Annotated in this window: 10 protein-coding genes; 2 read left to right on the top strand and 8 right to left on the bottom strand. The window is 71.1% G+C overall.

Annotated elements, in window-relative coordinates:
- Positions 1–63 precede the first annotated feature (63 nt).
- From DI005_RS27590 to DI005_RS27560, 7 genes are all read right to left on the bottom strand, one after another.
- On the bottom strand, positions 64–1,110 hold the full coding sequence (locus DI005_RS27590; protein ID WP_112268183.1) for a PhoH family protein: 1,047 nt from the start codon (positions 1,108–1,110) through the stop codon (positions 64–66).
- Between the two features lie 93 nt (positions 1,111–1,203).
- A complete protein-coding gene (locus DI005_RS27585; protein ID WP_112268185.1) occupies positions 1,204–1,572 on the bottom strand; it encodes a histidine triad nucleotide-binding protein in 369 nt (122 codons plus the stop codon).
- 457 nt (positions 1,573–2,029) lie between these two features.
- On the bottom strand, positions 2,030–2,782 hold the full coding sequence (locus DI005_RS27580) for a 16S rRNA (uracil(1498)-N(3))-methyltransferase (protein WP_112268187.1): 753 nt from the start codon (positions 2,780–2,782) through the stop codon (positions 2,030–2,032).
- Complete coding sequence (gene dnaJ / locus DI005_RS27575; RefSeq protein ID WP_112268188.1) at positions 2,779–3,939, bottom strand: molecular chaperone DnaJ; 1,161 nt, start codon at positions 3,937–3,939, stop codon at positions 2,779–2,781. The genes DI005_RS27580 and dnaJ overlap by 4 nt, the downstream gene beginning before the upstream one ends.
- A gap of 213 nt (positions 3,940–4,152) precedes the next feature.
- Positions 4,153–5,178, bottom strand: a complete 1,026-nt coding sequence (gene hrcA, locus DI005_RS27570) for a heat-inducible transcriptional repressor HrcA (RefSeq protein ID WP_112268190.1) — start codon at positions 5,176–5,178, stop codon at positions 4,153–4,155.
- A gap of 58 nt (positions 5,179–5,236) precedes the next feature.
- Positions 5,237–6,733, bottom strand: a complete 1,497-nt coding sequence (locus DI005_RS27565; RefSeq protein WP_113644087.1) for a CoA-acylating methylmalonate-semialdehyde dehydrogenase — start codon at positions 6,731–6,733, stop codon at positions 5,237–5,239.
- Positions 6,734–6,750: 17 nt separating this feature from the next.
- The gene (locus DI005_RS27560) at positions 6,751–8,046 is read right to left on the bottom strand and encodes an aspartate aminotransferase family protein (protein ID WP_112268194.1); all 1,296 of its coding nucleotides are present in this window, start codon (positions 8,044–8,046) and stop codon (positions 6,751–6,753) included.
- Positions 8,047–8,160: 114 nt separating this feature from the next.
- Here DI005_RS27560 and DI005_RS27555 point away from each other — a divergent pair, with 114 nt between their 5' ends.
- Together DI005_RS27555 and DI005_RS27550 are read left to right on the top strand one after the other, a co-directional pair.
- Positions 8,161–9,807, top strand: a complete 1,647-nt coding sequence (locus DI005_RS27555) for a PucR family transcriptional regulator (RefSeq protein ID WP_113644086.1) — start codon at positions 8,161–8,163, stop codon at positions 9,805–9,807.
- A 35-nt stretch (positions 9,808–9,842) separates the two neighbouring features.
- On the top strand, positions 9,843–10,220 hold the full coding sequence (locus tag DI005_RS27550) for an SSI family serine proteinase inhibitor (RefSeq protein ID WP_112268198.1): 378 nt from the start codon (positions 9,843–9,845) through the stop codon (positions 10,218–10,220).
- 20 nt (positions 10,221–10,240) lie between these two features.
- Here DI005_RS27550 and DI005_RS27545 read toward each other — a convergent pair whose 3' ends face one another.
- Positions 10,241–12,490 (bottom strand): tetratricopeptide repeat protein, encoded by a 2,250-nt coding sequence (locus DI005_RS27545; RefSeq protein WP_113644085.1) that lies wholly within the window; start codon positions 12,488–12,490, stop codon positions 10,241–10,243.
- Between the last annotated feature and the right edge of the window lie 110 nt (positions 12,491–12,600).

Below are 12,600 nucleotides of genomic sequence, written 5' to 3'. Positions count from 1 at the left end.
ACACCCGCGAGGCACGAACGCACTGTGTCCAACGGAGCGATTCCTCGCTGCGCTCGTCATCGCTCATCGACCGCTGACGGCCCTTCCGTTGCCCGTGGCGGCGTCCTGGGTGGCCTGCCACTTCTCGTACGCGTCGACGATGTCGCCGACCAGCTTGTGCCGCACCACGTCCTGGCTGTTCAGGCTGGCGAAGTGCAGGTCGTCGACGCCCTCGAGGATGTCGCGCACGATCCGCAGCCCGCTGCGCTGCCCGCTCGGCAGATCGACCTGCGTGATGTCACCGGTGACCACGACCTTCGAACCGAAGCCGAGGCGGGTCAGGAACATCTTCATCTGCTCGGGCGTGGTGTTCTGCGCCTCGTCGAGGATGATGAACGCGTCGTTGAGCGTGCGACCGCGCATGTAGGCCAGCGGCGCGATCTCGATCGTGCCCGCCTGCATCAGGCGCGGGATCGAGTCGGGGTCGACCATGTCGTGCAGCGCGTCGTACAGCGGCCGCAGGTAGGGGTCGATCTTCTCGTAGAGCGTGCCGGGCAGGAAGCCGAGCCGCTCCCCCGCCTCGACAGCCGGCCTGGTGAGGATGATGCGGTTGACCTGCTTGGCCTGCAGGGCCTGCACCGCCTTCGCCATGGCGAGGTATGTCTTGCCGGTGCCGGCGGGGCCGATGCCGAACACGATCGTGTGCTTGTCGATGGCGTCGACGTACCGCTTCTGGTTCAGCGTCTTGGGCCGGATCGTCCGTCCCCTGCGGGACAGGATGTCCATGCTCAGCACGTCGGCCGGCGACTCCGACGTGCCCGTGGACAGCATCGCGACGGTGCGCCGGACGGTGTCGGGCCCGACCTGCTGGCCGCGGGTGGCAAGGGTGACGAGCTCGGCGAAGACGCGCTCGGCGAAGGCGACGTCGGACGGCGCGCCGGTGAGGGTGACCTCATTGCCCCTGACGTGCACGTCGGCATCGAGGAGGTCTTCCGCGGCGCGGAGGTTCTCGTCACGAGAGCCGAGCAGAACGAGCGCGGCGGCGTCGGGAATCGGGAACTTCGACTGTGCCGACTGAGCCGCTGGTTGCGAGACGGCGTCTGCTGGTTGCTGCGGAACGGTTCCGGCCACGTGGCCTCTGGCCTCTTTCTGCACGTACGTGCCACTCGTCGTTGCTGCTTGCCCTGTCGATGTTAACGGCATCGACACATCAGGGCGGCTAGATTACCCGGCCTCACCCGAGTAACGCCCGAAGTGGCCGAGCTGTTCCCCTCCGAGCACGTGCGCGTGCACGTGGAAAACGGTCTGACCTGCGTGGGAGTCGGTGTTGAAGACCACCCGGTAGCCGTTTTCGGTGAGGCCTTCCAGTTCGGCGACCTTGGCCGCGGTGGCGATCACGTCGGCGAGCAACTGCGGGTCGGCCGCGGCGAGCTCGGCGACGTTCCGATACCGCTTCTTCGGCACCACCAGCACGTGCGTGGCGGCCTGCGGCTGAATGTCGCGAAATGCCAGCGTCGTCTCGGTCTCGTGCACGATGTCGGCGGGAATCTCTCGAGCAATGATCCGCTCGAACAAGGTATCGGCATCACTCATGGCCAAACCCTAACGTCCACCACACCCGAAGGCCGACCGCCGGACCGCCGACCACAAGAAGGGCAACCCCACGACCACATGCCGCCCAGAAAACACAGCGACACCGCGAAGAGGGAGCGGAGGGCCGGAGGCCCGGAGCGACTAAGAAGCCGCGGGGCGGTTCGGGGGTCTGGGGGGTGTCCCCCCAGAGAACACAGCGACACCGCCAATGGGGAGGGTGGCCGGAGGCCACCCGACTAAGAAGCCGCGGGGCGGTGAAGCCTGGGGGTCGCTCCACTCGCCACCGCGGCGCCGCCGGACCGAGGGGGGAGGTGTCCGGCGGGGTCGTCAGCACACGGCCATCCGTGTGTGTCCGATCGTTAACAACAGTAACGGCTGGTTGCCGAGATGCGCCAGAAATCACCGAGAAAAAGGGTCCAAACAGCCGTGTGGGCAGGATTGCCCGCGTCCATTCGGGCTACCGCCACCGCGCAGTCAGGGCACCGAGTGCACCGAGCGCGACCGCGCCTGCCGTGGACGTGCGCAACACCGTGGGCCCGAGCCGCACCTCGACGGCGCCCGCGGTGCGGAACGCGGCGAGCTCCTCGGCCGTGACGCCGCCCTCCGGGCCCACGACGACGTACAGCTTCCCTTGCTGTGGAAGGGGTACCTCGGTGAGGAGGTGCTCGGCGCCCGCCTCCAGCACGAGCGCGCCGTCGGCGTCGGCGAGCAGCGCCGCGAGCTGCCGGGTGCTCACCGGGTCGCCGACCTCGGGCACCCGCCCCCTGCGGGCCTGCTTGGCGGCAGCGCGGGCCGTGCCGCGCCAGCGCGCGAGCGCCTTGGCGCCGCGGGGGCCGTCGTCCCAGCGCGCGATGCTGCGCGCGGCGCGCCAGGGCAGCACGGCATCGGCTCCGGCCTCGGTGGCGAGCTCGACGGCCAGCTCGCCGCGATCGCCCTTCGCGAGCGCCTGCACGATCGTGACGTGCAGCGCGGGCTCGGGCTCGTCGCGGCGGGTCTCGACGGTGAGCTCCAGCCGGGCGTCCCTGCCGGGGTGGACGGCGTCCACCACGCAGTCGGCGACGCCGCCGTTCCCGTCGGACAGGGTCAGCCGCTCGCCGACCCGCGTGCGGCGGACGGTGACGGCGTGGCGGGCCTCCTCGCCGTCGAGAACGACGTGGCCGCCGGGTGGCAGCGCCTCGACCAGGAAGACCGGTGGGGTGGTCTCGGTCACCGGCTCTTGGCGCGCAGCTTCGAGAACAGCCCGCCGTGCTTGGTGCCGTTGCCCGCGAGCATCGGCGCCTCCTCGCCACGCAGCTGGGCCAGCTCGCGCAGGAGCCCGGACTGCTCGTCATCGAGCTTGGTCGGCACGACCACCTCGACGTGGACGTGCAGGTCGCCCCTGCCGTCAACGCGGCCGGAGGAGCGCAGTCTCGGCATGCCCTTTCCGGTGAGCACGAGTTCGGTGTTCGGCTGCGTACCGGGCTCGATGTCGATCTCCTGCTCGCCGTCGATCAGCGTCTCCAGCGGCACGACGGCGCCGAGCGCGGCGCTGGTCATCGGGATGCGCAGGTGGCAGTGCAGGTCGTTGCCCTGGCGGACGAAGACGTCGTGCGGCTCCTCGTCGATCTCGACGTAGAGGTCGCCCGCCGGGCCGCCGCCCGCGCCGACCTCGCCCTGGCCGGAGAGCCGGATGCGCATGCCGTCGCCGACGCCGGGCGGGATCTTGGCGGTGACGTTGCGGCGCGCGCGCACGCGGCCGTCGCCCCCACACTGCTGGCAGGGGTCGGTGATGACCTCGCCGAAGCCGCGGCACACCGGGCACGGACGGGCGGTGACCACCTGGCCGAGGAACGAGCGCTGCACGGACTGGATCTCACCCTGCCCGTTGCAGGTGTCACACGTGGTGACGGAGCCGCCCTCCGCCGTTCCGGCGCCACGGCAGCGGTCGCACAGGATCGCGGTGTCGACGGTGATCTCCTTGTCGACGCCGGTGGCGCACTCCTCGAGCGAGAGGCTCAGCCGGATGAGCGCGTCGGAGCCCGGCTGCACGCGGCTGCGCGGCCCACGGCCCCTGCCGCCGCCCGCGGCGGCGCCGAAGAAGGCGTCCATGATGTCGCCGAGCCCGCCGAAGCCCGCGAAGGGATCACCGCCACCGCCGCGGCCGGCCCCGTTGTCCATGGGGTCCCCACCGAGGTCGACGATCTTGCGCTTCTGCGGGTCGGAGAGGACCTCGTAGGCGGTGGTGACCTCGCTGAACTTGTGCTGCGCGTCCTCGGACGGGTTGACATCGGGGTGCAGCTCGCGGGCGAGCTTGCGGTACGCGCGCTTGATCTCCTGGTCGCTCGCGTTCTTCGGCACGCCCAGAATGCCGTAGTAGTCCCTCGCCACCGTCTTGACGTCCTCCTGTGTTCTTGCCGACCCCGCGCGCGACGCGATCGCGCCGCCGGGGCTCTGACCTGGTTACGCGGTGTCCGTTCGCGCCGCCTCGGCGCCCCGCCGCCACGATCGCGGGGCCTTCGGCTGGAGCGCGACCTGTGCTCGCCTCGCCAGCCGGCAGTTCGTTGACACTCGTCCTCCTAGTAACGAGCCACAACGGTCCGGCTACTTGCCGGACAGGATCTGGCCCACGTAGTTGGCCACCGCGCGTACCGCGGCGATCGTGCCCGGGTAGTCCATCCTGGTCGGACCGACCACACCCATGCCCCCCAGCAGCAGCTGGTCGGAGCCGTACCCGATCGACACGATCGAGGTGCTCCGCATCTGCTCGTCCTCATTCTCCTCACCGATACTCACGGTGACCGCACCGGGGTTGCGGGCGGCGGCGAGCAGTTTGAGCACCACGACCTGTTCCTCCAGCGCCTCGAGCACCTGCCGCAGCGAGCCGGGGAAGTCGGCGACGTTGCGTGTGAGGTTGGCCGTGCCGCCGAGGACCAGCCGCTCCTCGGGGTGCTCGACCAGCGACTCGACCAGCACCGTGCACACCCTGGTCATCACGTCCCGCAGCTCGCTCGGGCTCGACTCGGGCAGCTCGGAGACCTTCGCGGCGGCCTCGGCGAGCTTGTGCCCGGCGAGCGTGCCGTTGAGGACGTCGCGCAGCCTGGCCACGGCGTCGTCGGTGACCACGTCGCCGAGGTCGACGGTGCGCTGGTCGACCCGGCCCGTGTCGGTGATCAGCACGAGCATGAGCCGAGCGGGCGTCAGCGGGACCACCTCGACGTGGCGCACCGTCGAGTTGGTCAGCGTCGGGTACTGGATGACGGCGACCTGGCGGGTGAGCTGCGCGAGCAGCCGCACCGAGCGGCGCAGGACGTCGTCGAGGTCGATCGCGCCCTCCAGGAACTGCCTGATCGCCCTGCGCTCGGCGGATGACAGCGGCTTGATCTCGGAGAGCCGGTCGACGAAGAGCCGGTAACCCTTGTCCGTGGGGATGCGGCCGGCGCTGGTGTGCGGCTGCGTGATGTAGCCGTCCTCCTCCAGCGCGGCCATGTCGTTGCGCACAGTGGCGCTCGACACACCGAGGTTGTGGCGATCGACCAGTGCCTTGGAGCCGACGGGCTCCTGGTTCGACACGTAGTCGGCCACGATGGCGCGTAGCACCTCGAAACGTCGCTCGTCCGCGATGGCCACCGGCACCTCCTCCGTCGCCTTTTGACAACGAGTTTACGGTGCCCGAACGTGTTGTCGCCTAGACGTTGCGCGGGAAGCCCAGGTTGACGCCTCCATGGGAGGGGTCGAGCCAGCGCGAGGTGACGACCTTGGTGCGGGTGAAGAAGTGGAAACCCTCCGGACCGTACGCGTGGCTGTCGCCGAACAGCGAGTTCTTCCAGCCGCCGAACGAGTAGTAGCCAACGGGCACGGGGATCGGCACGTTGACGCCGACCATGCCCACCTCGACCTCGTTCTGGAACCGCCGAGAAGCCCCGCCGTCATTGGTGAAGATCGCCGTGCCGTTGCCGTACGGGTTGGCGTTGATCAACGCCAGCGCGGCGTCGTAGCTGTGGGCGCGGGCGACGCACAGCACGGGCCCGAAGATCTCGTCGGTGTAGATCGACATGCCGGGCTCGACCTGGTCGAACAGCGTGGGGCCGAGCCAGAAGCCGCCCGAGTCGCCGTCGACGCCCGCCTCCCTGCCGTCCACCACGAGCCGCGCCCCGGCCTCGACACCGGCGTCGAGATATGACGCGACGCGCTCGCGGTGGGCCGCCGTGACGAGTGGTCCCATCTCCGAGTCGGGCCTGCGGCCGTCGCCGACCCGCAGCCTGCCCATCCGCTCGGTGATCTTGCTCACCAGCTCGTCGCCGACCGGTTCCACGGCCACCACGACCGACACGGCCATGCACCGCTCCCCCGCCGAGCCGAACCCGGCCGACACCGCGGCGTCCGCGGCGAGGTCGAGGTCGGCGTCGGGCAGCACCACCATGTGGTTCTTCGCGCCGCCGAGCGCCTGCACGCGCTTGCCCGCCGCCGTGCCGGTCTCGTAGACGTAGCGCGCGATCGGTGTGGAGCCGACGAACGAGATCGCCTTCACCTCAGGGTGCTTCAGCAGACCGTCCACCGCGACCTTGTCGCCGTGCAGCACGTTCAGCACGCCGCTCGGCAGGCCGGCCTCGGCGAACAGCTCAGCGATGAAGTTGGCGGCCGACGGATCCTTCTCGCTCGGCTTGAGCACCACGGTGTTGCCGCACGCGATCGCGTTGGGCACGAACCACAGCGGCACCATCGCCGGGAAGTTGAACGGCGAGATCACGCCGACGACCCCGAGCGGCTGGGCGAGCGAGTACACGTCGACCCCGCGCGACGCGTTCTCGCTGTACCCGCCCTTGAGCAGCTGCGGCGCACCGCACGCGTACTCGACGTTCTCGATCGCCCGCTGCACCTCGCCCGCGGCGTCCGAGAGCACCTTGCCGTGCTCGCTCGTCACGATCGCGGCGAGCTCCTCCTTGCGCGCCACGAGCAGCTCGCGGAACGCGAACATGATCTTCGTGCGCGCGGCGAGCGAGGTGTCGCGCCAGCCGGGAAAGGCGGCGGCAGCGGCGTTCACGGCCTCGGCGACCTGCCCGTCACCGGCGAAGTCCACCAATGCGCGGACTTCGCCGGTGGCGGGATCGAACACCTCCCCGGTCCGTTCAGCGACCCCAGCCCAGCTCTTGCCGTCGATCCAATGACTGATCCGGTTCGTCACGCGAGCGTTCTCCTTCGTCAGCGGTGGTCGGCGGCGGTGATGGCCTCGCCGAGGATGTCCAGTGCCTGTTCCGCCTCGTCGCCGGTGAGGGTCATCGGCGGGGCGAGCCGGATGACGTTGTTGTACAGGCCGCCCTTGCCGACGAGCAGCCCCCTGCTCCTCGTCTCCTCCAGCACCTCCGTCGCGGCCGGCGGGTTCGGCTCCGTGCCGCCCGGCCGCACGAGCTCGATGCCGATCATCAGGCCCTTGCCCCTGACGTCGCCGACGATGTCGTGCCGGGCACCGATCTGACGCAGGCCGGACAGCAGCCGGTCGCCCAGCTTCGCGGCGTTGCCCTGCAGGTCGTGCTCGAGCAGATAGTCCACAGTGGCCTTGGCGCCCGCGGTGGCGACCGGGTTGCCGCCGAAGGTCGAGATCGAGTTCGCCTTGAGGCAGTCCATGATCTCACCGCGCGCGATCACGCCGCCGATGGCGAGACCGTTGCCCACGCCCTTGGCGAACGTCATGATGTCGGGCTTCACACCGTGCGCGTCCATGCCCCAGAAGTGCTCGCCCGTTCGGCCCCAGCCGGTCTGCACCTCGTCGGAGATCAGCAGGATGCCGTGCTCGTCCAGAATCTCCTTGAACGACGCGAAAAGCCCGTCCGGCGGTGTGCAGAACCCGCCGACGCCCTGGATCGGCTCGGCGATGAGCGCGGCGACGTCGCCGGAGGTGGTGGTCTGGAGTACGTCGCGCAGGTCGTCGGCGCACGCGGCGATGTAGCCGGCGTCGGACAGGTGCGCGAACGGGCCCCGGTAGCGGTAGCCGCCGTGCACGTAGCTCACCTTCACCGGCGACAGCGAGCTGGCCGACCAGCCGCGGTTGCCGGTGATGCCGACGGTGCCGAAAGCCCGGCCGTGGTAGGAGTTGCGCAGGGCCAGGATCTGGTTGCTTCGCCGGTACTGCGTGGCCAGCAACAGCGCGGTCTCGTTGGCCTCGGTGCCGGAGTTGGTGAAGAACACCTTCGCGTCGGGAATCCCGGACAGCTCCGCGATCTGCTCGGCGAGCTCCACCTGCTTGCGAATGAGGTACAGCGTGGACGTGTGCAGCACGCCGGTGTCGAGCTGGCGGCGGATCGCGTCGGAGATCTCCGGGACGTCGTAGCCGATCGCGTTGGTGAGGATGCCCGCGAAGAAGTCGAGGTAGGTGCGTCCCTGCGAGTCGGTGACGTGCCTGCCTTCGGCGCTGACGATCTCGATCGGGTCGGAGTAGTACAGCGCGAGCCAGTCCGGCAGCACGGCCCGGTGGCGGCGGAGGAGGTCCGGTTCCGTCATGCGTCCGAGTCTCACGGGGGTGCCGGTGAGAACGCCACCGACAATATGTACCGAGTACCGCTCATCGCCGTACAGTCTGCTTTTCGGCTGGTGTTCGGCGAGGACAGGAGCGGGATGTACCCGACCGTCGCGGAGGTGCTCGCACTGCCGGTGGTGCGCCACGGTGGTCCGCGGGTGGTCGCGGGCGCGGCCGGGCTCGACGGGCGGGTGCGCTGGGTGCACGTGGCCGAGGTCGCCGACATCGCGCACCTGCTCAAGGGGGGCGAGCTGGTGCTCACCACGGGCATCGCCCTGCCCGACGACGACGCCGCGCTCGCCCGCTACGTCGAGGAGCTGGCCGGGGTCGGGGTCACCGGGCTCGTCGTCGAGCTGGTGCGGCACTGGAACGACCGGCTGCCTGCCGCACTCGTCGAGGCCGCCGACAAACACGGCCTGCCGCTGGTGACGCTCTCCCGCGAGACCAGGTACGTCACGGTGACCGAGGCCGTCAACGGGCTGATCGTCGACGCGCAGGTCGCCGAGCTGAAGGCCGCCGAACAGGTGCACGAGACCTTCACGGCGCTCACCGTGTCCGGCGCCGAGCCGCACGTCGTGCTGCGCGAGGTGGCGAGGCTGACCGGGCAGCCGGTGGTGCTGGAGACCCTGTCGCACGAGGTGCTCGCCTACGACGCGACCGGAGCCGACCCGGCGGAGCTGCTGACCGACTGGCAGCCGCGCTCGCGCGCGGTGCGGCTCGGCGAGCGCACCGGGTACGACGCGAAGGCGGGCTGGCTGGTGACGATCGTCGGCGCGCGCGGCCACGACTGGGGACGGCTGGTGGTGGCGTGCGCGGAGCCGCCACCACACCGGTACGTGGTGGTGGCCGAGCGGGCCGCGTCGGCACTCGCCGTGCACCACCTGCTCGCACGCGAGGGCGACACCCTCGAACGGCAGGCCCACCGGGGCGTGCTCGCCGAGCTGCTGGCCTCCCCGACGACCCCGGCGGAGCTGGCCGCGCGCGCGTCGGCGCTGCGGGTGCCGCTGACGGGCCGCAGGCTCGTCGGCGCCGCGATCCGGCCCCGGCTCACCGGATCCGCTGGCCCGCCGGCCTCGGCGTCGAGCCAGCCGCTGCTGCGGGAGCTCGCCGAGGCGACCGCGCTGGCCACCCGGCGGGCTCGCGTTTCGGCGCTGGTGGGCAGCGTCGACGACACGAGCGTGCGCGCGCTGCTGTCGCTGTCCCCGCAGGCCAACACGGATGCGGTGGTGCGGCGCCTGGCGAGGGAGATCCAGCAGGCCAAGCCGACGGTGCCGGTGGTGATCGCGGTCGGCACCCCCGTCGAGTCGGCCACCGACGCGGGCCGCAGCCTCACCGAGGCCGCCCACGTCGCGGCCGCGGCACTGCAACGCGACGACGAGCCCCGCTGCGGCTACCACCGGCTGGAGGACGTGCGGCTTCGCGGCCTGCTGCACCTGCTCGGCGACGACGACCGCCTGGCGGCGTTCGCCGCGCGTGAGCTGGGCCCGCTGCTGGCGCGCGACGCCGCGTCGGGCAGCAGGCTGTTGCAGGCGCTGCGGCACTTCTGCGAGCACGGCGGCAACAAGTCGGCGGCCGCCGCGGCGGCGCACACCTCGCGCACCGCCTACTACCAGCAGCTGGCCCGTGTCGAGCAGGTGCTCGGCGTCCAACTGGAGGATCCGGAATCGATGTTGTCGCTCCATATGGCACTCCTGGTGCACGACGTGCTCGCCCGATCGAGCGACCCCGATCACCCGGCCGAGTAACACATGTCGTGCGCGGCCCTGCCGATATCCGAAGCATGCCCATGTTCGCTGCCGGATCGCTCGCCGCCTGCACGCTCACGATGCTGTGCGCCGGAGGGCCCGCGCCGGTCACCCCCGAATCGTCACTGACGCTCACGCTCCACACCGCCGACGGCGCCGCGCGTGCCGTGCAGCTGGTGTGCGACCCCGACTCGGGCACACACCCGAAGGCCCGCGACGCGTGCGAGGCGCTGGAGGGCGCCGACGGCGACTTCGAGCGTCTCGCCCCGAAGAACCAGCCGTGCCCGATGATCTACGCGCCGCTGGACGCCCGCGCGCACGGCCACTGGCGCGGTGAGCGCGTCGACTTCCGCACCGAGTACTCCAACAGCTGCGTCGCCGACGCCGAGTCGGCAGGTGTCTTCGCCTTCTGAGTTTCACCCGGTCCGCGGTGTCACTGTGGCTGGCCGCCGCTCAACCGCCTCTGCAGGTGCTCCTTCGCTTCGCGCGCGCCCGCGTCCTGCGGTTCCAGGCGCAACGCCGTCTCGTAACACGCGAGCGCGGCGCCCGGGCTGCCGAGCCGCGTGAGGACCAGCCCCTTGTTGCGCCACACGAACGCCTGCCCCGGTCCGAGCTGAAGCGAGCGCGTGAAGCACGCGAGCGCCTCGTCGAATCGGCCCAGCTCGCACAGTGCGACGCCCCGGTGGTTCCAGTTCTCGCCCGTGTGCGCCAGCTCTATCGCCCGGTCGTGACACGCGAGCGCCTCGGCCGGCCTGCCGATGCCCGAGTACGTGAGCCCCTTGCCGTTCCACGCGGCGCCGGTTTCCTCGATCCGCAACGACCGGTCGAAGCACGCCATCGCCTCGTCGTGGCGCCCCAGCTCACCCAGCGCCCGCGCCTTCGACACCAGCACCAGGTGCCGCAGCGGCTCGATCTCCAGCGCCCGGTCATAGGCGGCCACGGCCTCGACGAGGTCGCCGAGCGTGAACAGGACGTCGCCCCGCAATACCCACGCCGCGGTGTGCCGGGGCGAGACCCGCAGCACCGCCCTCGCCCCGTCGAGCGCCTCGCGGTGGGCGCCGATGGTGTACCACAGGACGGCCTGTTCATACACCACCTCGGCGTCGGCCGGCAGCAACCGGGCCGCGCGGCGCAGGACCCGCTCCGCCTCGTCGTACCTGCCGAACACCCGCAGCAGCCGGCCCCGGGCCAGCCACAGGTGACCGTCCTTCGGAGCGTGGGCGAGACCGCTCTCGTAGCAGCGCAGCGCCTCCTCGGTCCGCCCCGCGCGGTGCAACGCCGCTCCCCGCGACAGCCATAGCCTGGGCTCTGCCGGGTCGAGCCGCAGCGCGCGGTCGAAGCTCACCATCGCGTCGGCGTGCGTGCCCCGGTCGGTCTGCGCGAGACCGAGCACGTGCCACAGCTGCGACTCCACCTCCGGCCGGTCGCCGGGCACCGCCCGCAGGCCACGCACGGCGCAGGCCACCGCGTCGTCGAACCGCCCCAGGTGCCGGAAGCCGAGGCTCTTGTCCACCCAGTCCTGCGGCACCGGCCCGCTCGCACGCGCGGGCGGCGGCGCAGGCATGCCCACCACCGACCGGTAAACATCCTGCAGCCACGCCCGCACCTCGGCGAAGCCGGCAGGCCGGTCGCCGGGGTCCGGCTGGACGCAGCCTCCGATCAGCTCCCGCAGCGGACCGGGCAGCGCGCACTCCTCGACGTACTCCGCAGCCCGTTTCGGCGGCGGGGTGGTGGCGGTGAGCAGGCACAGCAGCAACACGCCGAACGCGTGGACGTCGGTGCGCGTATCGAGCCGGGCGCCGGGCCGGAACTGCTCGGGCGCCATGTAGGACGGGGTTCCGACGATGGTGGTGTCGGCGCCCGCCGCGGCCGTGGGCACCGTCGGACCGTCGGCGTGGCCGAACACGCGGGCCAGCCCGAAGTCGGTGATCATCAGCATGCCGTCACGGGAGAGCAGGCAGTTGGCGGGCTTGATGTCGCGGTGGACCAGACCGAGCTGGTCGTGGGCGTGCCGCATACCGTCGCAGAACTGCAGGCCGAGCTGCATGGCCAGGTGCGGCTCCAGCGGCCCGCCCTCGAGCAGGGTGCCGAGGTCGCCGCCCTCGGCGAAGTCCATCACCAGGCACGGAAAACCCTCGATGTACTCCAGCCAGCGCGCGGTGACGATGTTGGGATGCGGATCGAGCATGAGCCACGTGACGGCCTCGCGTTCGAACCGCCTGCGGTCCTCGTCGCTCCACAGCAGTCTCGCGTCGAACGTCTTGAGCGCGCGCAGCTGCCCGCTGCCCTCCTCCGTGACGGCGTAGACGACGCCGAAACCACCCTGCTTCACGCCGTGCACGAGCCAGTGGCCGTCACGCCCTCCGCGCAGCCGCTGGCCGGCCCTGAAGTTGGCCCTTCCGGGCGGCTCCGGCGGCAGCGCCTCCAGCCCGGCGAGTGCCGTCGAGTTCACCCGATCGATCTCGAGCGCTCCGCGGTAGGCGAAGCGCGCGGCCTCGAACCGACCCCCGGCGCGGAAGGCGAGCCCGAGGTCGCAATGGGCCTCCGGCCGCCATGGGGCCAGCCGCGCGGCCTGGCCGAACGCCTCGGCCGCCTGCTCGACATTCCCCGTTGCGAGGGCCTCGTGCCCAGCGCGCCGGAGGCGTTCGTAGTGGGTGCCGCCCTCGCCGCCAGTCGCCACCACTTCTTCATCTCATTGTTTCGGCGATATTGCACGGGCACTACAACCACCACGGCGACGGCGGCGCAATCGACACACTGTCGTTCGGCACCGGGAAGAGTGAACACTCTGCC

This window comes from Prauserella sp. PE36 (assembly GCF_003311655.1).
Taxonomy (GTDB): domain Bacteria; phylum Actinomycetota; class Actinomycetes; order Mycobacteriales; family Pseudonocardiaceae; genus Prauserella_A; species Prauserella_A endophytica.
This window is presented reverse-complemented; position numbering and strand designations above follow the sequence as displayed.

Bases quoted from the DNA above. Each gene is read 5' to 3' on its own strand.
- DI005_RS27555 (WP_113644086.1), top strand. From the start codon at position 8,161: ATGTACCCGACCGTCGCGGAGGTGCTCGCACTGCCGGTGGTGCGCCAC.
- DI005_RS27585 (WP_112268185.1), bottom strand. From the start codon at position 1,572: ATGAGTGATGCCGATACCTTGTTCGAGCGGATCATTGCTCGAGAGATT.
- DI005_RS27550 (WP_112268198.1), top strand. From the start codon at position 9,843: ATGCCCATGTTCGCTGCCGGATCGCTCGCCGCCTGCACGCTCACGATG.
- DI005_RS27560 (WP_112268194.1), bottom strand. From the start codon at position 8,046: ATGACGGAACCGGACCTCCTCCGCCGCCACCGGGCCGTGCTGCCGGAC.